Source organism: Bacillus solimangrovi, from assembly GCF_001742425.1.
Lineage (GTDB): Bacteria > Bacillota > Bacilli > Bacillales > Bacillaceae_N > Bacillus_AV > Bacillus_AV solimangrovi.
In genome coordinates, this window is record NZ_MJEH01000034.1 from 1 (window position 1) to 23,347 (window position 23,347).

At 35.7% G+C, this 23,347-nt stretch carries 23 protein-coding genes, 1 riboswitch and 1 other annotated feature; of the genes, 14 read left to right on the top strand and 9 right to left on the bottom strand.

What is annotated here, in order from left to right:
- Positions 1-178: 178 nt before the first annotated feature.
- The 5 genes from BFG57_RS12570 to BFG57_RS12590 all read right to left on the bottom strand — a co-directional run bounded on the left by BFG57_RS12570 (position 179) and on the right by BFG57_RS12590 (position 5,805).
- Positions 179-1,585, bottom strand: coding sequence for a TRAP transporter large permease (locus BFG57_RS12570; RefSeq protein ID WP_083249240.1), 1,407 nt, complete (start codon positions 1,583-1,585; stop codon positions 179-181).
- Positions 1,585-2,091 (bottom strand): TRAP transporter small permease, encoded by a 507-nt coding sequence (locus tag BFG57_RS12575; protein ID WP_069717846.1) that lies wholly within the window; start codon positions 2,089-2,091, stop codon positions 1,585-1,587. Before BFG57_RS12575 ends, BFG57_RS12570 begins: the two co-directional genes overlap by 1 nt.
- 171 nt (positions 2,092-2,262) lie before the next feature.
- Positions 2,263-3,324: a TRAP transporter substrate-binding protein gene (locus tag BFG57_RS12580; RefSeq protein WP_069717847.1), complete on the bottom strand. Its 1,062-nt coding sequence runs from the start codon at positions 3,322-3,324 to the stop codon at positions 2,263-2,265.
- 191 nt (positions 3,325-3,515) lie between these two features.
- Complete coding sequence (locus BFG57_RS12585) at positions 3,516-4,208, bottom strand: response regulator (RefSeq protein ID WP_069717848.1); 693 nt, start codon at positions 4,206-4,208, stop codon at positions 3,516-3,518.
- On the bottom strand, positions 4,201-5,805 hold the full coding sequence (locus BFG57_RS12590) for an ATP-binding protein (protein ID WP_069717849.1): 1,605 nt from the start codon (positions 5,803-5,805) through the stop codon (positions 4,201-4,203). The genes BFG57_RS12585 and BFG57_RS12590 overlap by 8 nt, the downstream gene beginning before the upstream one ends.
- A 250-nt stretch (positions 5,806-6,055) precedes the next feature.
- Between BFG57_RS12590 and BFG57_RS12595 the strand changes: the two genes are divergently transcribed.
- The 4 genes from BFG57_RS12595 to BFG57_RS12610 all read left to right on the top strand — a co-directional run bounded on the left by BFG57_RS12595 (position 6,056) and on the right by BFG57_RS12610 (position 9,451).
- Positions 6,056-7,123, top strand: a complete 1,068-nt coding sequence (locus tag BFG57_RS12595) for a TRAP transporter substrate-binding protein (protein WP_083249241.1) — start codon at positions 6,056-6,058, stop codon at positions 7,121-7,123.
- A 124-nt stretch (positions 7,124-7,247) separates the two neighbouring features.
- Positions 7,248-7,559 carry a hydrolase gene (locus tag BFG57_RS12600; RefSeq protein ID WP_069717851.1) on the top strand — a complete coding sequence of 104 codons (312 nt, stop codon included), beginning with the start codon at positions 7,248-7,250 and terminating at the stop codon, positions 7,557-7,559.
- 499 nt (positions 7,560-8,058) lie between these two features.
- Positions 8,059-8,532, top strand: coding sequence for an RNA deprotection pyrophosphohydrolase (gene ytkD, locus BFG57_RS12605; protein ID WP_069717852.1), 474 nt, complete (start codon positions 8,059-8,061; stop codon positions 8,530-8,532).
- 133 nt (positions 8,533-8,665) lie between these two features.
- Positions 8,666-9,451, top strand: coding sequence for an alpha/beta hydrolase family protein (locus BFG57_RS12610; protein WP_069717853.1), 786 nt, complete (start codon positions 8,666-8,668; stop codon positions 9,449-9,451).
- 209 nt (positions 9,452-9,660) lie between these two features.
- Here BFG57_RS12610 and pckA read toward each other — a convergent pair whose 3' ends face one another.
- Positions 9,661-11,253, bottom strand: a complete 1,593-nt coding sequence (gene pckA, locus BFG57_RS12615) for a phosphoenolpyruvate carboxykinase (ATP) (RefSeq protein WP_069717854.1) — start codon at positions 11,251-11,253, stop codon at positions 9,661-9,663.
- Positions 11,254-11,514: 261 nt separating this feature from the next.
- Here pckA and BFG57_RS12620 point away from each other — a divergent pair, with 261 nt between their 5' ends.
- On the top strand, positions 11,515-11,883 hold the full coding sequence (locus BFG57_RS12620) for a thiol-disulfide oxidoreductase DCC family protein (RefSeq protein WP_069717855.1): 369 nt from the start codon (positions 11,515-11,517) through the stop codon (positions 11,881-11,883).
- A gap of 113 nt (positions 11,884-11,996) precedes the next feature.
- A riboswitch (SAM riboswitch) is annotated at positions 11,997-12,128 on the top strand.
- A 268-nt stretch (positions 12,129-12,396) separates the two neighbouring features.
- Positions 12,397-13,590 carry a methionine adenosyltransferase gene (gene metK, locus BFG57_RS12625; RefSeq protein ID WP_069717856.1) on the top strand — a complete coding sequence of 398 codons (1,194 nt, stop codon included), beginning with the start codon at positions 12,397-12,399 and terminating at the stop codon, positions 13,588-13,590.
- 73 nt (positions 13,591-13,663) lie between these two features.
- On the opposite strand, the gene BFG57_RS12630 is transcribed toward metK, so the two are convergent.
- Positions 13,664-14,197 (bottom strand): gamma carbonic anhydrase, encoded by a 534-nt coding sequence (locus BFG57_RS12630; protein ID WP_069717857.1) that lies wholly within the window; start codon positions 14,195-14,197, stop codon positions 13,664-13,666.
- Positions 14,198-14,318: 121 nt separating this feature from the next.
- Between BFG57_RS12630 and BFG57_RS12635 the strand changes: the two genes are divergently transcribed.
- Both BFG57_RS12635 and BFG57_RS12640 read left to right on the top strand, forming a co-directional pair.
- Positions 14,319-15,110, top strand: coding sequence for an alpha/beta hydrolase (locus BFG57_RS12635; protein WP_069717858.1), 792 nt, complete (start codon positions 14,319-14,321; stop codon positions 15,108-15,110).
- A 24-nt stretch (positions 15,111-15,134) separates the two neighbouring features.
- The gene (locus BFG57_RS12640) at positions 15,135-16,199 is read left to right on the top strand and encodes a tetraprenyl-beta-curcumene synthase family protein (protein WP_069717871.1); all 1,065 of its coding nucleotides are present in this window, start codon (positions 15,135-15,137) and stop codon (positions 16,197-16,199) included.
- Between the two features lie 39 nt (positions 16,200-16,238).
- Here the strand turns inward: BFG57_RS12640 and mnmM are convergent, their stop codons facing one another.
- Positions 16,239-16,805 carry a tRNA 5-(aminomethyl)-2-thiouridylate-methyltransferase MnmM gene (gene mnmM, locus BFG57_RS12645; protein WP_069717859.1) on the bottom strand — a complete coding sequence of 189 codons (567 nt, stop codon included), beginning with the start codon at positions 16,803-16,805 and terminating at the stop codon, positions 16,239-16,241.
- 4 nt (positions 16,806-16,809) lie between these two features.
- Positions 16,810-17,769 carry a tRNA modification radical SAM protein MnmL/YtqA gene (gene mnmL, locus BFG57_RS12650; protein ID WP_175428347.1) on the bottom strand — a complete coding sequence of 320 codons (960 nt, stop codon included), beginning with the start codon at positions 17,767-17,769 and terminating at the stop codon, positions 16,810-16,812.
- Positions 17,770-17,947: 178 nt separating this feature from the next.
- On the opposite strand from mnmL, the gene BFG57_RS12655 reads away from it, so the two are divergent.
- The 6 genes from BFG57_RS12655 (at position 17,948) to BFG57_RS12680 (ending at position 23,344) form a co-directional block, all read left to right on the top strand.
- Positions 17,948-18,223: a DUF2524 family protein gene (locus BFG57_RS12655; RefSeq protein WP_069717861.1), complete on the top strand. Its 276-nt coding sequence runs from the start codon at positions 17,948-17,950 to the stop codon at positions 18,221-18,223.
- A 285-nt stretch (positions 18,224-18,508) separates the two neighbouring features.
- Positions 18,509-18,740: a binding site (T-box leader), on the top strand.
- 117 nt (positions 18,741-18,857) lie between these two features.
- On the top strand, positions 18,858-21,275 hold the full coding sequence (leuS, locus tag BFG57_RS12660) for a leucine--tRNA ligase (RefSeq protein ID WP_069717862.1): 2,418 nt from the start codon (positions 18,858-18,860) through the stop codon (positions 21,273-21,275).
- A gap of 353 nt (positions 21,276-21,628) precedes the next feature.
- Complete coding sequence (locus tag BFG57_RS12665; RefSeq protein ID WP_069717863.1) at positions 21,629-22,171, top strand: peroxiredoxin; 543 nt, start codon at positions 21,629-21,631, stop codon at positions 22,169-22,171.
- Between the two features lie 154 nt (positions 22,172-22,325).
- Positions 22,326-22,640 carry a rhodanese-like domain-containing protein gene (locus tag BFG57_RS12670; protein WP_069717872.1) on the top strand — a complete coding sequence of 105 codons (315 nt, stop codon included), beginning with the start codon at positions 22,326-22,328 and terminating at the stop codon, positions 22,638-22,640.
- A gap of 22 nt (positions 22,641-22,662) precedes the next feature.
- Positions 22,663-22,995, top strand: a complete 333-nt coding sequence (locus BFG57_RS12675; RefSeq protein WP_069717864.1) for a rhodanese-like domain-containing protein — start codon at positions 22,663-22,665, stop codon at positions 22,993-22,995.
- A gap of 163 nt (positions 22,996-23,158) precedes the next feature.
- On the top strand, positions 23,159-23,344 hold the full coding sequence (locus tag BFG57_RS12680; RefSeq protein ID WP_069717865.1) for a sporulation protein Cse60: 186 nt from the start codon (positions 23,159-23,161) through the stop codon (positions 23,342-23,344).
- Positions 23,345-23,347 lie beyond the last annotated feature (3 nt).

A 23,347-nucleotide genomic window follows, 5' to 3' on the forward strand; every position in this document is an offset into this window, starting at 1 on the left:
GGAATTATTATGGTCGTAAAAAATGGGGAAATTAAAGTTCCTGAAGGAATTGGGATAGGTGTTAATATAAATTATGGCTTACTAGAAAAGGTTACAATTAGAAAAGAAGCATTCAAACTAAGATAATTGAGAGCATAGTATAAGGCCCGCTTTGGATTGTTCCGAAGCGGGTTCTATGTTAATAAAGTAGATTTGGTAACCAGAGACTGATTTGTGGTACATACGTTACGAGAATGAGTCCAATTACGACAGCGATGAGCCAAGGGAATGCTGCTCTCGTAACATCAATAAGTGGCATATCTGTTATTCCACTTGCAACGTAGAGGTTTAATCCTACAGGTGGAGTGATCATACCAACTTCCATATTTACGACCATAATAATTCCGAAATGAATTGGATCAACTCCTAGTGCAACTGCAACTGGGAAAAGAATAGGCGCTAAGATCGTGATGATAGCTGTTGGTTCCATAAATTGACCTGCGAAAAATAATAAAATATTAACAATTAGTAAGAATACGATAGGTCCTACATTCCAGCTAGTTATTACATCTGCTATTGTATGTGGGATTCGTTCAAGCGTTAATATGTGAGCAAATACCATTGCCATCGTAATTATGAAAAATAACATTGCTGTAGTTTTACTAGATACTATTAAAATGTTAGGTATGTGTTTAAGCTTTAGGTCTTTATGAAAGAAGAAGCCAACGATAAGGCCAATGATGCAAGCTACAGCCGCAGACTCAGTCGGAGTGAAGATACCCGTATAAATACCACCAATTACAACGATTGGTAACGATAAACTCCAAATGGCGGAACGTAATGCTCTCATTCGTTGTCCGAATGATGCCTTCTCAGCTCGTGCATAATCAAACTTTTTTGCACGATAAAAACTTACAAAAGCGAGTAGTGACATTAACAATATACCTGGAATAATTCCAGCAAGAAATAATTTTCCAACAGATTGCTCAACGGTTACAGCGTAGACGATCATTGGGATACTAGGTGGAATTAAGATGCCAAGAGAGCCAGCAGTTGAAATAGAACCTACCGCATACCCTTTTCCATATCCGTTCTTAACCATGGCTGGAATCATAATACTACCTATCGCAACAACAGTTGCTGGAGATGAACCAGAAATAGCAGCAAACATAGCACAAGAAACAACACCTGCAATAGATAATCCGCCTGGAATATGGCCTACCCATGCATTTGTTAAATTAATGAGTCGCTTCGCAACACCACCTGTAGTAAAGATATTCCCTGCAAGAACGAAGAATGGAATCGCCATTAGTGGGAAGCTATTTAACCCTGAAAATACTTTTCCAGCAAGATCAGGAAGTGGATCTGTTGTAAAATAATAGATTGTTACTAATGATGCTAAACCTAGTGATATTGCAATTGGTAACCCAAGTAGCATAAGCAAGAAAAGGGTGGAGAAAAGAGCAAGCCCCATATTATTCGTAACCATTGCATAACCTGTCGTTCCTATTGTTATGAGTATACATATAGCTGAGATGAGTCGTTTTAAAGGAGATCCAGGTTCTTTTAATTGAGGTGCTTGGTTTGTTTCAACTACTGGTTGCATTACTCTATACCTCCTTCTTTGTGTAATGTTAATTTTGCAGGTGTTTTGATAATGATAATAATTTGCTGAATGAAGCGAATCGTCATAAGTCCGAAAGAGAGTGGAACGATTAATTTTGGTATATATAATGGAATTTCCATCTCGGGTGATACCTGTCCGAATTGACTTAAAATTTGAATATGTTCAATTCCTAGAATTGTAATGATAATACAAAATAATGTGCAAATGATAAGAGAAAAGAGTGTTAATGCTTTTTGGATTGAATAAGGGAATTGTAATACGAGTAAGTCGACACCTAAGTGTACTTTTTCTCGTACACCAATGGATGCACCGATCATTCCTGTGAAAATGAGCAAATATACGACGAGCTCATGTGTAAAGCCAATAGAACTGCCAAACCCATAACGGAGCACAACTTCAATGAATGTAAGAATGACACTAATTGTTAGTGTGATTGCTACCGTAATTTCTTCAAGACGGTTTAATAAAGTATTAAGGACTTTCATAAATATCCCTACTTTCTAATTGTCCTTCTCATTTGGTGAAATAGGAGAATAGCTGGTTTCTCCAATAAAATGGAATGAAAAAATCTACATGAAATGAAAGATAATAAAAATGATTATTTTGTTAAAAAAAGATAAGGAGAGGTGAGAGAGGCCCTCCTTATCTTGAGGTTACTAGCGTAATTCTTTTATCGCATCAATTAGATCTTTCCCTACTTCTTCTTCGAATTGATCGTACACAGGGTCCATTGCATCCATCCATACTTGCTTTTCTTCATCTGATAGTTCATGAATGTCCTTAAGGGTGTTATCTTCTTTGATTTTTGAAAGGTTCTCATCATTTAAACGTTGGCCATTTTCACGTACCCATGTTGTTGTTTCTTCCATTGCCTTATCTAAGCCAGCTCGGACATCTTCGGGTAGGCCATTCCAAAAGTCTGAGTTTGTAATAACTGCATAACCAAGGTAACCGTGGTTACTTAATGTCATGTAATTTTGAACTTCATGGAACTTTTTAGAATATATATTTGAAAGTGTGTTCTCTTGTCCATCAATTACACCTTGTTCAAGTGCACTATAGACTTCACTGAATGGCATGGGTGTTGGATTAGCATTAACTGCTTCAAATTGTGCTTCTAGTACTTTACTTGACATTACACGGAATTTTTGACCTTCAAAATCTTCAGGATTGATAAGTGGATGTTCATCTAAAGTCATTTGTTTGAAACCGTTATCCCACATTGCTAATCCTTGTAAATTTTGCTCATTTAACATACTAAATAATTTATCACCAATTTTTTCACTTTCCATTGCGGTTTGAACTGCTTCTACATTAGGGAATGCAAATGGGAAGTCGAAGATTGTCCACTCAGGGAATAGTTTGGATACCTTTGAAGTTGCAGGAGCTGCTAGTTGAATATTGTTTTGTTGAACAGCGGCTAACACATCATCATCATTGTAGAGCTGAGAGTTAGGGAATACTTGAACATCAACTCTTCCACCTGTATACTCTTCTGCTAATTGCTCAAACATGATTGCAGCCTGACCTTTCGGTGTATTTTCGGCAACGACGTGTGAAAATTTTACTACTATTTTTTCTTCAGATGTAACTTGTTGGTCGTTATCATTACCTATTTCATTGCCACCGGAACTTTCTTGTGAGCGTGCACCACACCCAGCAAGAACACTCACAGATAACACAAATGCCATTGTGAACATTGTCCACTTCTTTAACATATTAATTCCCTCCTGTTGGTTTTTCGCATATAGAATTTAATAGCGAATATTTTGAAAATTAATAAATTAATCATATGAAGAGAAGAGTTAAAAGTTAAGAATTTGTTCATATTGTTAATTTTGTTCTTTTTGTTATGTAAACGCTTTCTTTGGTAAGTTAGAAAAAGAACAAAATTAGAAAACAGCTTCAATTAATTGAAGCTGTTTTCAATAACGTAGCGATTAATAGGCCGGCCAACACCACCATATTTAATTTTAATGCAAACTCTACCTTCTTTCTCTAGATACTCTAAGTATCTTCTAGCTGTTACACGAGCTAAACCTATTCCTTCTGCAACTTCCTCAGCGGATACTGGTTCATTAATAGACGATAAGTAAGAGAGTATTTTATTTAGTGTGATAGCATTTAATCCTTTTGGTAATATTTTCTCAGTCGTTTTATTATTACCGTACAGAAGGAGATCGAGTTCATTTTGTGAAAGCTTGTCTTTATCACTTAATTTTTTTTGATATGAAATATAGTTTTCTAACGCTTGTTTCATTCTTTCAAACTTAAACGGTTTCATAATGTAATCAACTGCACCAAGTTGAAGTACACGTCTAACGGTTTCGATATCATTAGCTGCCGTTACTGCAATGACATCTATAGGAGTAGCTGATTTTCTTAATAATGATAATGTTTCAAGTCCATCTTGGTTAGGCATATAAATGTCTAGTATTGCAATATCAGGTCTTAATTCTTGTATCATTGTTAATCCTTCAATTCCATTATTTGCAATGCCAATAACCTTGAAGCCTTGTACTCTCTCAATAAACTGCTTGTTCACTTCTTGAACCATTGGGTCGTCTTCAATTAAGAGTACTTTATATGGATGTTTATTCATTTTCGTTCTCCCCCTTGTTCATGAAAAAGGTGATCGTAAATGTTGTACCTTCATCTTTATAGGATTCAATCAAGATGTTACCTCGTCCTTTTTCGATTATTTGTTTTACGAGAAAGAGACCTATACCTTGATTGGTGTTAAGATCCTTTGTTGAAAAACCATGTTCAAAAATGTGGTCTTGAACATCCATCGACATTCCGCAACCATTATCTTCAATGAGTATTGATAAGATTTCTTCATCTTGTTCAATACTTATATAAATCTCTTTATCATGAATATGAAAATGATTGAATGAATCAAAGGCATTTTCTATTAAATTACCTAAAATTAGTACAAAATCATGATGATCGAGTGGCGGTGGAAATTGTTTCAATTGACTTTGACGATCGATCTGGACATTAATACCGAGTTCTTTACCACGTCTTACTTTACCAAGTAATAATCCAGAAATGTTATCATCGTAAATGTTATTACTGAGAAAATGTGTAAGTTCTTGTTGCTCTTCGGTAATTTGAAACACATAATCTAATGCTTGTTGAGTATTTCCCATTTGGATTAGGCCTGCAATAGTGTGTAACTTGTTCATATGTTCATGGTTTTGTACACGAAGTGCATTAACGAATGCTTTTACGCCAGTTAATTCTTCAGCTATTTTTTTTACTTCAGTTTGATCTTGGAAGATAGCAACTGCACCAACAGTGAGTTTGTTAACTTTTATAGGGATACGATTACTAAGAATATTTTTATTACTAATTTTTAGCTCTTTGTTATAGATAGGGGTGTTAAGCTTAAGAATTTCTGGCAGTCGTGTGTCTGGAAGTACATCTTGAATTTGTTTTCCTTCTGGGTTTTCACTAACTGATAACATTTCTTTTGCACGATGATTGAAGATTGTGATCTTCTTATTATTATCAATTGCTACGACGCCTTCATGCATGGCGTTGAAGGTTTCTGTCCGTTCCACAAGTAGCTTGGCGATTTCATATGGTTCTAACTGAAACATTTCTTCTTTTATCATTCGAGCAAGCATCCACGCTCCCCAGCCGCCGAACAAAAATGTTATTACGACGGTCAGATAGATTTCTTTTTGTAATTCACTAAATAGTTCTGATAGCTTTGGCAGTATATAACCCACCATTACAACACCTACTTGCTGGTGTTCATTGTTCATTATAGGGACAAAGCCACGAACAGCAGTACCAACTTCTCCTTTTGCCTTTGAAGTGTACGTATGTTCAGCAAAAGCAGGTGTTTCGTCATTACCATTTGAAGGAGCTCCGATTAGTTTATCGACAGGGTGTGACAGACGAGTTCGATTCATATCCATAACAACAATATAATCTGCATTATTAATGATACGAATTCTCTCGACAGTCCAATTAATTTTGCCGCGTTGTTCGTTCGTTCCATACATATTTTCTTGAATACTAGATAATTGTGCGACAGTTCTTGCGGTAATAAGCGCTTGCTGGCTTAATTCACGTTCTTTCATATTAATGAAGTTCCCTATTAATACGATTCCTACTATTAATAAGGAGAAGAGGATAATTGTAAAAATGAATAAGAGTACCTTCCATTTTATCGATATTTGCTTCATCGCCTTCAACCCTTAATTCGAGTATTTAAAAAAATAACATTTAGACATGTCATATTTTAAGAAATGTAAGAACGATTCTATAAGTCAAGTTAGCAACTTATTTTTCTCTAAATTTTGGAACACTTGCGATTTTCTTAGAATGTAATTTTTTAAAAAAATATTGTCGAAATAGTCTAATATTATTTTAACATTCAATATTTTGTTATGATACAATACTCTGTAAGATTTCATTGAATTGGTGTGAGTGAAATTGCGTCATTTTATTAGTTTAAGCTTTTTTATTCTAATATCTGTATGTATTGCTATTACGATAGGATTTAGTTTTACTTCTTCGTTATCACCTATCTCAGAAGATGATGAACAAGAAGGTCTGAGTGAGCAAATCATAATTAACTTTAGCCATGTAGTTGCTGAGAATACACCGAAGGGTTTAGCTGCCCAGAGGTTTGCTGATCTTGTTCGGGATAAGACAGAAGGACATGTTAAGGTTGAAGTTTTTCCTAATGGAATGTTATTTTCTGATGGAGAAGAAATAGATGCTTTAAGGCGTGGTGATGTAGAGATGGTTGCACCTGCATTTTCAAAGTTGACATCTCTCGTTCCTCAATGGCAAGTGTTAGACCTTCCATTTCTATTTCGAACTGATAAAGATGTAGAACGAGCATTCACTGGTGAAATGGGTAAAATTTTACTCGAATTGTTAGATGAACATGACATTAAGGGGTTAACTCTATGGAATAATGGTTTTAAACAAATGACGAGTAACAGAGGACCTTTAATAATGCCAGAGGATTTTGTAGGTCAACGTTTTCGTATTATGCCTAGTAATGTCCTACGTGAGCAATTTGAAATGATGGGGGCAATACCAAATAGGATTGGTTTTAATCAAGTATATCAAAATTTAGAAACGAATTTTTTAGATGGCCAAGAAAATACCATTTCTAATATTTATTCAAAACGGTTTTACCAAGTACAAAATTATATGACAATCAGTAATCACGGATATTTAGGCTATGGTGTCTTAATAAACAAAAAGTTTTGGGATGATATTCCTAAAGAGTATCAAGAGGACATATTAGAAGCGAGTAATGAAACATCTGATTGGTTATTTGAACAATCTGTCCTTATGAATAATCAACAATTAGTTCGGATTCGTCAACAGTCTAATATTCAAATTTATGAACTTTCTGAACAAGAACATGAACAGTGGAGAAAATATTTTGAACCGCTGTACAAAAAATTTGAAGGAGATATTGGAAATGAGTTAATGGATGAGGTAAAGAAAAATCAAAGTAAATCCTATTCAAGAGGTAGTTAATAAGCTCCCTGTCAGGAAAGTCTCGTCATAAATATTTAAATATGTTGAAATGATTAGTGATGTATAATGCTCCTTGTTTTGCGGAAAAAGAAGTGTAAAGCGCAATGCTGAGGAGTTGAATGCGATGGAGAAGAAGAAGTATTATGTAGCTGTTGGACCAAGAGAGATTTCTCAAGTGAAGGACTATGCTTTAAATCAATTTGAAATTGAAGCAACTGATAATGAAATTGCAATGTTGCGGGAAGTATTTGATGATGCGTATTCTGCGGATTGGCTCTCGTATTGGAGGGCTCATATTCCTTATGTTCAATATCATCATGACAAAGAAAATGATATGTATGATCGTGATTTAATGAAGGCGTATCAGATGATTTATGAACTAGGAAGCAATGAAACAAAAGAGCAAATTCAAGAAATGGGTATATTATCTTTATGAAATTCGAGCCTTCCTGATGGGATGAATATTAGGAAGGCAATGTTTTGTTTAGAAATATATTATTTGTTTATTAGAGTGGAGATTGCCGAGCTAACAAGTAGTGGAGTAAACATCGTTCAAGAAGGGGGTTTTGAACGGTATATTTCTCCTTGTGGTTCTTATAATTGCAAAAAAATGCAAAGGTAAGACGATGAACTAGAGTGTAATACTTTTTTTGATTTTATATGGCATGAACATAAAGGATCAATATATGAGGCTCGCTTGATTTCCAATTGCTATACTCTTCAAAATAATGGATAAGTGGAAGGTGGCATGAAATTTGAGCAAAGTTCGACTTTTCATCCACGATTACGTTAGACTATATAATAGGAGCGTAATTTGTTTAGGGTAACGTATATTTTTCATCATGATCCAAATTATTTTTTAGGAGATTGGACCATTTTTTGAACGAGTGCTATGATCTGAACATAAAATATTAAAAATGGAGTCAGTAGAGCCTATGTTTACATTTAAAGATTATTATGACAACGTAGTAAAGTTATCATTTGAAAGAGAACCTTTTTCAAAATATCCAAAACATGTATGGGTGATTTGTCGTTATAAAGATCAGTGGCTGCTTACAAGACATAAGCGAAGAGGTGTAGAGTTTCCTGGTGGTAAGGTTGAGGAAGGTGAAGTTGCGCATGAAGCAGCTAAACGGGAAGTTCTTGAAGAAACAGGTGGTATTGTGAAGAACTTACATTACATTGGACAATATAGTGTAAGTGGTAAAGGTGGAACAATTGTTAAGAACATCTATTTCGCTGAAATTGAAAAAGTTGAAGCTCAACCAACATATTATGAAACAAACGGACCTGTCTTATTTTCAAAATTACCAAATGATTTTTCAGGTTATCAGTATAGTTTTATGATGAAAGACGAAGTGCTTCCAAATAGTTTAAAACGAATTGAAGAACTCTCACTATATGCCTGACTTACAGGCAGGTGAGAGTTTCTTAATATATTTGAACATGATATGAAGAATTATTATAAGTAAGGTTTGAATGTTCTAATGCGTGGATTTAGTTTTGTAAATAGCTCCTTAATAGACAGGTAGGTGATTATGAGTGGAAAATGGAACAATTTTATCTAAACAGCTCTATCCTTCTCCACATCCAAGAGTAAAGGTATCACTCGTTACATATTTAAGTGGTGGATTAAAGGTAAAAGGTTTTCTGGCTGAACCAATTATCGAACAGAAATATCCAGGATTTCTATATTTAAGAGGAGGAATTAAAAATGTCGGAATGGTAAGGATGGGGAGAATTGTCCAATTTGCTTCAGAAGGCTTTGTCGTTATGGCACCATTTTATCGTGGAAATCAAGGTGGTGAAGGCCAAGAAGATTTCGCTGGAGAAGATAGAGGTGATGCGATTGCAGCTCTATGTCTATTGAAAAACCATCCTAAGGTACAGTCTACTCATATTCATGTGTTTGGATTCTCACGTGGTGGGGTTATGGCATTGTTAACTGCAATACAGTGTCGAGATGTAGCATCGGTAGTCACTTGGGGTGGAGTTTCTGATATGTCACTTACATACGAGGAACGTGTTGATTTGAGGAGGATGATGAAGCGGGTAATTGGAGGTACACCAAGGAAAGTTCCTGATGCTTATCGTGAACGAACTCCTTTATTTCAAATTGATCAAATACAAGCACCAGTTTTAATTATTCACGGTATGCAGGATAAGAATGTTTCGATTGAACATGCAACTCGATTGGAAAAAGCGTTATTAAAACATAAGAAAAAAGTTGAAAGCTGGATTTTTAATGATTATACACATTATTTCCCTCCAGAAAAAAACCGGGAAATCGTACGTAATTTAACAGCTTGGATGAAGATGCAACAATAACGTGAACCTTCTAGCAGCTTGTTCTTCAATCGTTGTCGATCGTTCGTTGTAAAAATGAACGGTATGACTAGTTACATCTCTTAAATAATTTTTTTGTTAGATTCTATAAATATGAGTAAAGTGTTAAATAAACTAATCGTGTTTTAATTGCACAGAAGGTATAGTTTATAACGAAAACAAGCCGATCTATGTAAGATCGGCTTGCAATATTATTCTTCGGTATCAATTGGGCCAGCTTGACGAATGGCTTCTGAAGCACCAGGGAATGATTTGAAGTTCACGTTAAATTTGTGAGCGAGATCTTTTGCTTTTTGATCATAAACATCACCATCATTCCAAGTTTTCTTAGGTTGTAATACTTCGTCAGGTACACCAGGACAATGTGCTGGAATTTCAAGGTTGAAAATTGGGTCTGTGATTGTTTCGACGTTATTTAAATCTCCTTCAAGCGCTGCACGTACCATTGCACGAGTATAAGATAAGTTCATACGTTGACCTTCACCATATGAACCCCCAGTCCATCCAGTGTTTACTAAGTAGACTTGGGCATTATATTGATCAATCTTTTCTCCTAACATTTCCGCATAACGATCTGCTGGAAGTGGAAGGAAAGGTGAGCCAAAACATGTTGAGAATGTTGCTTGAGGCTCTGTAATTCCACGTTCAGTACCAGCAAGCTTACTTGTATATCCACTAATAAAATGATACATTGCTTGTTCTTTCGTTAATTTGCTGATAGGTGGGAGAACTCCAAATGCATCTGCTGTTAAGAAAATAATCGTATTCGGATGTCCTGCAATACTTGGATCTACAATGTTATCAATTGCTTGAAGTGGATATGCTGCACGTGTATTTTCTGTTAGATCTGACGCATCATAATCTGCTTCACGTGTTTCATCATCTAAGATAACATTTTCAAGTACAGAACCGAAACGGATTGCATCCCAAATTTGTGGTTCCTTCTCATAGGAAAGGTTAATGCATTTCGCATAACAGCCACCTTCAATATTGAATACTCCATTATTTGACCAACCATGTTCATCGTCTCCGATTAAACGGCGGTTTGGATCTGCAGATAAAGTTGTCTTTCCTGTTCCAGAAAGTCCAAAGAATAGAGCAACATCACCCTCCTGTCCAACGTTGGCAGAACAGTGCATAGATAATATATCACGTTCAGGTAACATGAAGTTCATAACAGAGAAGATGGATTTTTTCATCTCTCCTGCGTATTCAGTTCCACCTATTAGTACAGTTTTACGCTCAAATGAAACCATTATGAATGTTTCTGATTTTGTACCATCAATTTCAGGATCAGCTTTGAAGTTAGGAGCTGAGATAACAGTAAAGCCTGGATCGTGTTCTTGTATTTCTAATTCATTAGGACGAATAAAAAGCTGATGAACAAAAAGGTTATGCCAAGCATATTCATTAATTACTTGAATAGGTAGGCGGTATTTTTTATCTGCACCCGCAAACCCTTGGAAACGAAAAATTTCTTCCTTTTCATTTAAGTAATGGAGTACCTTATTATATAATGAATCAAATACATCTTGTGATATTGGTTGGTTAACCGTTCCCCAATCAATTTTATCTTTGGTCGATTCTTCCTCGACAATATATTTGTCTTCTGGCGAACGTCCTGTATATTTTCCTGTTGTAGCACGGATTGCCCCAGTTGAAGTTAACACGCCTTCATTACGGGCTAATGTTTTTTCGACAAGTTGAGGAACTGATAAGTTGTTCTTTAATTTGTCGCTATTTAACAACGTATTTAAATCAATTGTGTGTTCAACAGATTTCATCGGTCATAACCATCCTTTTCATAATTTATATCATATAAAGATTCTGGTAATTTGCTTCTGGAAATAGTATAACATATTAAGATAATTAGTCTATACTATTTTTAGGTTTTATCTAATATTACAATACATAACATAACATCATTATAAAAAATGAATAACTTAAAATATGATGAAATTACGAAAATAGTTTTAATTGTATCTACTATTTAATTTAATACAGAACTAAATGATTAAAGACTTTCAATTAAGAAGGTGAGATGAATGAAGAAAAGCACTGTCTATTATGATGGACAATGTGAAATATGTTGTCATACAAAAAGAACATTAAGCTTTTTTGATTGGTTTAAAATAATAGATTGGATTCCTCTTCAGGAAATGGTTAATGATTTGCCTTTTTCAATAGAAGAAGCTTCGAAAGAACTAAAAGTAATAACATCTAACAATAAGGTTTATGGAGGATATTATGCTGTAAGGAAGCTATTTTTACGTTTACCTTTATTCGTTCCGATTGGTCTAATTGCGTATATTCCGGGTATAAATCGGTTAGGTGTACCGCTTTACAAATGGTTAGCCAATAATAGAAAAAAACTGCTTAGAAGAAAGTGTAAAAATGGTCAATGTCAAATTTAGCATTTTATAAATATTACTAAAACAATAACCAATAAGTGTTATTCGTTATTACCCCAGTTAATTGTGATTGACAATGGGAAATAATTTACGATAGTATAGGTCATGAACGGATACTCTTATCCTGAGCTGGCGGAGGGACAGGCCCTATGAAACCCGGCAACCGACATCGTGTTATTAGTTTACAACGTACATGATGAAAAGGTGCCAACCTGATGCAAGACTCACATAGTCTTGAACGATAAGAGTGAAAGGCATGAAGCTAAATTTCAACCTTTCCTCACAAATAGGAAGGGTTTTTTATTATGAACTTGTTAATAGACGCATAGTTATCCTTTAGCGAAGAAAAGGATAGGTTTTGTAATCAGGTGGATGGGTAATTCTTTGATTGTCCACTGTTAAGTTAATTAGTTCACTTTTGCTTTCCTTTAAAGTAGAGTAAATGAGAGTAATCATGCTTAATTAAGGGAAGAGTACCGTATCAATAGAACCATTAATAGGAGGTACACTTTTAAAATGGCAGTAAATCGTCGTCTTTTTACTTCTGAGTCAGTAACAGAAGGTCACCCAGATAAAATTTGTGACCAAATTTCCGATGGTATTCTTGATGCTATCTTAACGGATGATCCAAATGCTCGTGTAGCGTGTGAGACAACTGTAAGTACTGGTCTAGTTCTTGTAGCGGGAGAAATCACTACGTCTACATATGTGGATATTCCTAAAGTAGTCCGTGAAACTATTAAAGAGATTGGTTATACACGTGCAAAGTATGGTTTTGATGCTGAAACTTGTGCTGTTTTGACTTCAATTGATGAACAATCAGCAGATATTGCACAAGGTGTCGATAAAGCGTTAGAGTCGCGTGAAGGGCAAATGTCAGATGATGAAATTGAAGCAATTGGAGCAGGAGACCAAGGATTAATGTTTGGTTTTGCATGCAATGAAACGCAAGAGTTAATGCCACTTCCAATTTCACTTGCACATAAGCTTTCTCGTCGATTAACAGAAGTACGAAAAGATGAAACGTTAGCTTACCTTCGTCCAGACGGTAAAACACAAGTGACAGTCGAATATGACGAGAATGATAAACCAGTTCGTATCGATACAATTGTTATCTCAACTCAACATAGTCCAGAAGTTACACTAGAGCAAATCCAGTCTGATTTGAAGCAGCATGTAATTGAGCCGATTGTTCCTGAAAACTTAATTGATACTGAAACAAAATATTTCATCAATCCTACAGGTCGTTTCGTTATTGGAGGACCTCAAGGTGATGCAGGTTTAACGGGTCGTAAAATTATTGTTGATACGTATGGTGGTTATGCTCGTCATGGTGGAGGAGCATTCTCTGGGAAAGATGCAACGAAGGTTGACCGTTCTGCGGCATATGCGGCACGTTATGTTGCAAAGAATATCGTTGCTGCTGGTCTTGCTGAGAAATGTGAAGTTCAGCTTGCATATGCAATTGGTGTTGCAAAACCTGTATCGATTGCAATTGATACATTTGGTACTGGAGTAGTTTCAGAAGAGAAACTAGTTGAAGTTGTCCGTAATAACTTTGATTTACGTCCAGCAGGTATTATTAAGATGCTTGATCTACGTCGCCCAATTTATAAGCAAACAGCTGCTTATGGACACTTTGGTCGCACTGATATCGATGTACCATGGGAGCGTACAGATAAAGCAGAATTGTTAAAATCACAAGTGTAATATTTTATATTAAGACAAAAAACTCCGGTCAATGCCGGAGTTTTTTGTCTTAATATGGGAAAGATAATCTTAATTAACTGTTCTTTTTATTATTTGCTTCTTGTTGGCCTTTATAATATTGCCCCTTTTCCACATATTCACGACGAATTCTAGTCATGTCCTTAAGGTCATCTTCTGTTAATTGTCGGATGACTTTTGCGGGTCGCCCGAAAGCAAGAGAGTTTGGGGGGATCTTTTTCCCTTGTGGAATTAAGCTACCTGCACCTATGAAGCTACCTTCACCAATTTCTGCTTGATCTAAAATCGTAGTACCCATACCGATTAACGCATTTTTTCGAATGATTGCACTATGTAGGATAACCATATGACCAACAGTAACATCATCTTCAATAATTAAAGAATTATTTGGACTTTGATGTAACACTGAATTGTCTTGTATATTGACTCTATCTCCGATAATAGTAGGTGCAACATCACCACGAATTGACGTGTTAAACCATATGCTTGATTGTTCACCGATTTGAACATCACCTGAAATGGTTACATAATCTGCTATAAATGCACTTTCAGCAATTTGAGGATGTTTTCCTTTGTACTCATATATCATAGATTTTTCCATCCTTTTGTAATATTTTTTCTTTCTATTGGCAATTCTGCTTGTTTTCATTTTAAAATAAATAATAGAAAATGCAATCAAGTATAATGAATGAATTGGAGGGTGAGCAAGAATGTGGAAGTGGGAAGTTGAAAATCCAAAAGCAGTTATTGTGATGGTTCACGGTGCTTCTGAATATCATGGACGTTATAAATGGTTAATTGAAATGTGGCGCAGTGAACAGATAAATGTTGTGATGGGAGATTTACCAGGACAAGGTACGACGAGAAGAAAACAAAGAGGGCATATCGATTCATTTGATGAGTATATTGAAACAATTGAAGGATGGGTAAGAGAAGCAATGAAGTATGAATTACCTGTGTTCTTACTCGGTCATAGTATGGGAGGGCTTGCTGTAATACGTACGCTTCAAGAGAAAAAACTCCCTATTAAAGCAGTTATCCTGTCTTCTCCATGTGTTGCAATTGTTAAACCGCCATCAAAAGCTCTTGATTTTGTTTCAAAGGGATTGAATGTTATGATACCATCTCTTCGTTTTAACTCCCAACTAGAGCCAGGTATTGCAACGAGGAATGAAGATGTGAAGAAAATGGATGATAATGATCCTTTATTTGTAAGGAAAGTATCGGTTCGATGGTACCGAGAATTAGTGAAGGCGATGAAATTTGCAAATGAATTAACTGAAAAAATGCCTAATGTTCCTTATCTAGTTATGCAAGGTGAAGATGACAAAATTGTTGATCGAGTTTCTGTGAAAAAGTGGTTCGATATGCTACCTGTGAGTGAGAAATCCTTTAAAGAATTCGATAAATTATATCATGAAATTTTCAATGAGCCTGAGCGTGATGATGTTTTTTATTATGCGAAATCGTTCGTAACGATGCAATTAAAAGAATTAGAATAGATGAAGAAGTGGGAGTGGAGAATGTTGAAGGTTCCAAGCCATCCATTTGGACTAATGACAAAGATATATCGAAAAGTTTTACCACAAGTTCATAGTGAACTTGCTCAATGGAAAGAAAGAGCAAAGCAAATACCAAATGAAGAGCTCCGCACACAAGCACTTGCAAGTATTGATACTAAGACATTTCATTGTGAAGGTGGATCAATTTACGGTATTTTAGCAGGCAGTCATATAAAGGATAGTATTAAATTTATTGTAGCTTATCAAACGATTAGTGACTATTTAGATAATTTGTGTGATCGAAGCACATCATTAGATCCTGAAGATTTTCGAACATTACACCAAGCAATGATAGATGCGTTAACTCCTTCGGAATCAGTAAAAGATTATTATAAATGTCGTGAAGATAGAGATGATGGAGGGTATTTACAAGCCCTTGTTACAACGTGCCAAGAAGTATTATTAAAATTGCCGGGTTATGAACGAATATCCTCCTCATTAATAGAATTATGTCAATATTATTGTGACTTACAAGTTCATAAGCACGTTAAGGTAGAAGAGAGGGTTCCTCGCTTGCAGAAGTGGTTCGCACAATATAAAAAAGTATTACCAGAGATGACGTGGTATGAGTTTTCAGCATGTGCGGGCTCGACGTTAGGAATCTTCTGCTTAGTTTCTTATGCGTTTCATCCAGATTTTAAACAAGAAGATATTAAGAAAGTTAGGCAAGGTTATTTTCCTTATGTACAAGGTTTACATATTTTACTCGACTATTTTATTGACCAAGAGGAAGATCGAATAGGTGGAGACTTGAATTTTTGCTTTTATTATCCACATAATGAAACGATGGTTGCTCGTTTTGCTCATTTTATTAATGAAGCGGACAGGCATGTTAAAGGACTACCACATGAAAAATTTCATAAGCTTATTAATCGAGGATTGATCGGGATCTATTTGTCTGATCGTAAAGTAAAACAACAAGAAAGTGTTCACCAAACTGCAAAGCAGTTAATCAAATATGGCGGTGTTGTTTCGAAGTTTTTTTATTTTAATGGTCGTTGGTATCGTTCATTATTTAGCGGGAGTTAGCTTGAAAGAAATAAGACCTACTTGGTTCACAAGCAGGTCTTATTTCTTTTGAATTGCAATTAGAAATGGAGGATTGTTTTTTGGGTTAAGAAATTGGTATTGAAGAACTCCGTAAGCTTTTTGCTCGAGCCTACGAACATAATGCAAGAGTTCGTCACGTTCAGTTTGACCTTCTGGATGGCCGTGATAGACAACAATTGCAATTAAGGAATTTGGACTCATAATGTCTAGGAGGTGTTCAATTGCTTTAACGGTTGTTTTTTCGTTTGTTACAATATTTTTATCTCCACCTGGAAGATAACCTAGGTTAAACACAGCCGCTTTAACTTGTCCATGGTACTTATCAGGAATATGAATCTTCATGTTGCTGTGACTATCATGAATTAGTTCTACATTTTCATGCAAATTAGCAGCTTCCAAACGTTCTTTCGTATTTGTAATGGCTTTTTTTTGAATATCAAATGCGAATATTTTACCCTCTGTTCCAACAAGCTCAGCTAACAGTTTCGTATCATGTCCATTTCCTGCTGTACAGTCAATTGCAATGTCACCGTTATGAAGTACATTTTCTAGCAATGAATGTGTGAAAGGAAGTACACGTTGCATTTAATTAGCTCCTCACTATTACTTTTTCGTAAAATTTACCTTGCCAACTATTTCTTCTTACAAGCTCAGCATCAATGGCATTCAAAACTTCCCATTTATTAAGGCTCCACATCGGCCCGATGAGTAAGTCAGCTGGTCCATCACCAGTTATTCTATGAATCACCATTTCTGGAGGTAGTATTTCTATTTGGTCACATATGAGGTTTACATATTGTGTTTGTGACATGAATTGAAGTTGTCCTTTTTCATACTGTTTTACCATTGGAGTTCCTTTTAACAGGTGTAACAAGTGTAGTTTTATACCTTGTACGTCAAGTTTTGCTACTTCTCGTGCTGATTCCATCATCATTTCTGTAGTTTCCATAGGTAAACCGTTGATAAGGTGTGAACATACTCGAATTCCATGCTTTCGTAGTTTTTCGACACCATCTATATAGGTCGAATAATCGTGTGCTCGATTAATGAGTTGGGCAGTTGATTCGTGAACAGTTTGTAGACCAAGCTCTACCCATAAGTAGGTTCGCTTATTTAATTCTGCTAAATATTCAACAATATCCTCCTGTAAACAGTCTGGTCTTGTTGCAATTGATAGTCCTATAACACCATCTTGTTTTAAAATTGCTTCAAACTTTTCACGTAGTTCTTTAACAGGAGCATATGTGTTTGTGTAAGCTTGAAAGTACCCAAGGTATTTCCCGTCCTTCCACTTTTGGTGCATTTTATCTTTTATTTCATTAAATTGAGTAACTAAGTCATCTGCACGATTGCCTGCAAAATCACCGGACCCAGCAGCACTACAAAATGTACAGCCACCATGTGCTACTTTCCCATCTCGATTTGGACAATCAAAGCCACCATCTAATGCAACTTTAAATACTTTGTGTCCGAATGATTGGCGAAGGTGATAGTTCCATGTGTGATAACGCTTATTATCAGCTGCAAATGAAAAAGGGTTTTGTACCAATTTATTCTCTCCTTCAATCAGTATAAGTTTAATACATGAATAGGAATTCTAAATACACAGAAGCAATTGTAGCATGGTTAAGATAAGACCGCCAATTGCAAATAATGTCTGATTAATGAGCAAAATATAGAACAAACTAAAAAAGAGGATAATGTGTAAAGTAGGAGGAGATGAAATAATGGGAGTACGTTCATCAATTGAAGAGGGTTTAAGAAATGCTCGACATGTATATGAAAATGCATATGAACAATTGGATACATTTCGTAAGCAAGAGCATTATAATCAAACGGAGTATTCATCCTGCCAAAGAGCAATCAATGGTTCACTTGCAGAACTAGAAATTCTTCATCACAGTGGTAATGCTCAACAAAAAGATCAGCTTAGCAGAATGCAAATGCAACTACGCCAACTACAAAGTGATATGATTTTGGATGAAAACGATGTTTTGTACTAGTGAAAAAAGCTGGAGAGCCTCCAGCTTTTTTCTAAATATATATCATAATCATGTTCAGAGGTATCTAACTGCACATATAATAATTGTAAGACTAGCATTCATGATTGTTTATTAGATTGTCATAAGTGTTAAGTGATACATTTAAAAAATGAAGGATTAATTGAGGAAAATAGTAATAAAAATAATTGAGTATAGATTGTTGAAGCATGCAATGAGTAATCAAGACTTGACATTGTTCGTGTTTTTTCTTTAAAATCACAATATATGTTAACACGGATAAATACATAAAAGACATTGAAAAGGAGTATTAGCAGTATCATTATGGTGCTAGAGAATTGACGGTTGGTGCAAGTCAATCCATTTATGCTGTGAACTCGCCTTGAAGTTGCGAATATGAAGTATAGTAGTATTTGTCGTTTCCCTGCGTTAAAGGGTGTCGAGTTGAATGTGCATTCCATTGTGCATTAATAAGGGTGGTACCGCGGGAAAGGAATATTGAAGACCTCTCGTCCCTTGAATAGGGATAGAGGTCTTTTTTTGTCTTTTTAGTAAAAAAGGAATCATTTGGTGTAAGAACAAGCTTTTTCTTCAATAAAATTGACCATAATGTTATGAATATAAGGAGGTTTCAAACATGGCTTTCAACCATAAAGAAATTGAACAGAAGTGGCAGTCATTTTGGGAAGACAATAAAACATTTAAAACAGAGATGAGTAAAGATAAGGATAAGTTCTATGCCCTTGATATGTTTCCATATCCTTCAGGTGCTGGACTACACGTTGGACATCCAGAAGGTTATACAGCAACGGATATTTTATCACGAATGAAACGTATGCAAGGAAAGAATGTACTCCATCCAATGGGGTGGGATGCGTTTGGACTTCCTGCTGAACAATATGCATTAGATACTGGAAACGACCCTGCAGATTTCACAAAAATTAACACTGATAATTTTCGTCGTCAAATAAAATCATTAGGTTTTTCTTATGATTGGGACCGTGAAGTCAATACAACAGATCCGAATTATTACAAGTGGACGCAGTGGATCTTTTTGAAGTTATATGAGAAAGGGCTAGCATATATTGATGAGGTAGCGGTGAACTGGTGTCCAGCTCTTGGAACAGTACTAGCGAATGAAGAAGTAGTTGATGGGAAAAGTGAGCGTGGAGGACATCCTGTAGAGCGTCGTCCAATGAAGCAATGGATGCTTAAGATTACAGCATATGCAGATCGTCTTCTTGAAGATTTAGAAGAGCTTGATTGGCCAGAAAGTATTAAGGATATGCAACGTAACTGGATCGGACGTTCAGAAGGAGCAGAAGTCGTATTTAGTATTGATGGATATGAGGAAGCATTTACAGTATTCACAACACGTCCTGATACGTTATTTGGTGCAACATATGCGGTTCTTGCACCTGAGCATGCTCTTGTTGATAAGATTACAGGAAAAGACCAAAAGGAAGCCGTTCAAGCTTACTTAGATAAAATTAAGACAAAAAGTGATTTAGAACGTACAGATCTTGCAAAAGAAAAAACAGGTGTATTTACTGGAGCGTATGCGATCAATCCTATTAATGGGGAAAAAATGCCGATTTGGGTGGCAGATTATGTTCTAATGAGTTACGGTTCTGGTGCAATTATGGCCGTACCTGCACATGATGAGCGAGATTATGAATTTGCGAAAACATTCGACCTCTCAATTAAGGAAGTAGTAGCTGGAGGTAATGTTGATGATGAAGCATATACTGGCGATGGAGAACATATTAATTCCGATTTTCTAAATGGGTTAGGAAAAGAGGACGCGATTAAAAAGGCGATCGAGTGGCTTGATCAAAGTAATAAAGGAACAAAAAAGGTCACTTACCGCCTCCGTGATTGGTTGTTTAGTCGCCAACGTTATTGGGGTGAACCGATTCCAATCATCCATTGGGAAGATGGAACGATGTCTGCTGTTCCAGAAGAACAACTTCCTTTAGAACTTCCGAAAACAACGGAAATTAAGCCATCAGGTACTGGTGAATCACCGCTTGCAAACATTAGTGAATGGGTAAATGTTGTTGACGAAGAAACAGGAAAGAAAGGTCGACGTGAAACGAATACGATGCCACAGTGGGCTGGAAGCTGTTGGTATTACCTTCGTTATATTGATCCTAACAATTCTGAGGCGCTCGCAGATCCTGAAAAATTAAAACATTGGTTACCAGTTGACATTTATATTGGTGGCGCTGAGCATGCTGTTCTTCACTTGTTATATGCACGCTTTTGGCATAAGTTCTTATATGATGTTGGAGTAGTTCCAACAAAAGAGCCATTCCAAAAGCTTTATAACCAAGGCATGATTCTTGGTGAAGGAAATGAGAAGATGAGTAAATCAAAAGGTAATGTTGTTAACCCTGATGATATTGTAGAAAGTCATGGTGCTGACACATTACGATTGTATGAAATGTTCATGGGACCTTTAGATGCATCGATAGCGTGGAGCGAGAATGGTTTAGATGGTTCACGTCGTTTCCTAGATCGAGTATGGCGTCTATTTGTTCAAGATGATGGACAATTAAGTGAGAAAATTAAAGTAGACAGTTCTTCAACTAAAATGGAAAAGGTATATCATGAAACTGTGAAGAAGGTTACGGAAAACTTCGAAGACCTTCGTTTCAATACAGGTATTTCACAATTAATGGTCTTCGTTAACGAAGGTTATAAAGTTGATGAGCTACCTATCGATTATGTGAAAGGGTTTGTTAAGCTACTTGCACCTGTTGCCCCACATCTATGTGAAGAAATTTGGTCATTACTTGGTGAGCAAGAAACCATCTCATATGCTGAATGGCCAACATATGACGAATCAAAGCTTGTAGAAGATGAAGTAGAGATTGTTGTACAAATTATGGGTAAAGTACGTGCTAGAATTAACGTACCAGTAGATGTAACAAAAGAACAACTTGAAGAGATTGCGCTTAAAGATGAGAAAGTGAAAGAACAAATTGAAGGTAAGACTATTCGAAAAATTATTGCAGTCCCAGGGAAACTAGTTAACATCGTAGCTAACTAAACTTCTCATTCAAAACCGTTAACATAATTATGTTAACGGTTTTTTTCTTTTACAGTGTTATTTTTTTATAATTAGGGTAACCTTGTAAAGGAACATTGCTAAGGAAATAGAAAAACAGAAGAATTGAAAATAAACTAACTAATTGATAACGTTAAAAAATATGTTATTTTCAGCAGGAGTTTTGAAATCAGTTTAAAAGTAATTAAAGTATTATGAAAAATAGATAAGTAATAAATATATGAGGGGTTTAAATTAAAATAATTATAATAAGATATTGACTTTAAAAGTGGTGAGAATTATAATCAGTAATGTGATTAATATTACATATGATGATTTTAAGGAGGAATTTAACGATGGCAGAACGTATGGTTGCAAAGCAAGCGCCTCGATTTGAAATGGATGCTGTATTGTCTAATAAAGAATTCGGAAAGGTTTCTCTTGAAGAAAATATGAAGAACGATAAGTGGACAGTTCTTTATTTCTACCCTATGGACTTTACTTTTGTATGTCCAACAGAGATTACTTCACTTTCTGATCGTTATGATGAGTTTGAAGATCTTGATGCAGAAGTAATTGGTGTATCAACAGATACGATTCACACTCACTTAGCATGGATTAACACAGACCGTAAAGATAACGGTCTTGGTGATTTGAAATACCCTCTAGCTGCAGATACGAATCATCAAGTATCTCGTGATTACGGTGTTTTAATTGAAGAAGAAGGTGTAGCACTTCGCGGTTTATTTATCATTAATCCAGAAGGTGAGCTTCAATACGCGGTTGTTAATCATAATAACATCGGACGTAGTGTTGATGAAACACTTCGCGTTCTTCAAGCTCTTCAAACTGGTGGACTTTGCCCAGCAAACTGGAAACCAGGCGAAGATACTCTATAAGATTAATTATTTTATAAAACTGTCGGCATTTCCCGGCAGTTTTATTTTTAAATAACGTATACCTAAGTGGGTATAGAAACTTCTTGACAATAGTGAATAATGCATGGAAAATAAATAAACGAGAAATGTTTATCGTTTAAGGAGGATCTACATGATGAATGAACAAATTAAGGAAATCACACCACAAGAAGTTGAAGAGCAGTTATCAAATGGTAAACAATTGAATATTATAGATGTACGTGAAAATGATGAAGTCGAACAAGGAATGATCACTGTAGCAAAGCATATTCGAATGGGAGACATTCCTCAACGACTAAATGAGCTAGATAAAGGTGAGGAATATATTATCGTTTGCCGTTCTGGTGGGCGTAGTCACAATACTGGAGTTTTCATGCAAGAGCAGGGTTATAATGTTATTAACATGGTTGGCGGTATGCTTGCATGGACTGGTGACATTAAAACACCATAAGAAGAGAGGAAATAGGTAGGACATGATCGCAATTGAACTTTTGCTTGCTGTCGTTGTTATTCTAAGTATTCGTTCATATATATTACCACGCTTTTATATGAAACCTATTCAAAAAGATAAAGTTGAACAAGGGGATTATTGTCTTATAGACGTCAGAGATTTTATCTCCTATTATCGTACACCAACAAATGAGTCGAAAAATATTCCATTATCGTATTTATCGCGCACGATGAAGGAAGAAGAGTTATGTGATAAGGACATTGTTGTGATAGGTGATGATAATCGTTCGATACGCATGGCTGCTCGAATTATTAATAAACGTATAAAAAAATCAGTATATTATCTGACTCTGTAACCTCGCCATCAACTGGTGGGGTTTTTTGTATGATAAAAAGTAATCTAAGAATACTCTTTCAAAAATTAAAAGTAAGTATATGCAAAGATGGATTAAGCAAAAGAGGAATTATTATGAATAAGAGCGTAAACAACCATATGTAAAAAAAAGGGTGGTGAAGTTCTTGTTGAAAGTGAAGCTTTTCGACGAACAACATGAATCCGACTTAGAAGAGGTTGTGAATGAGTTTTTAATAACGGTTGATAAGGATAGCATACGAGACATTCAATTTCAAACAGCTGTAACGATAGATGATGTAGGGGAGCAAATATTTTGTTTTTCCGCAATGGTCGTCTTTATAGAAGAATGAGCG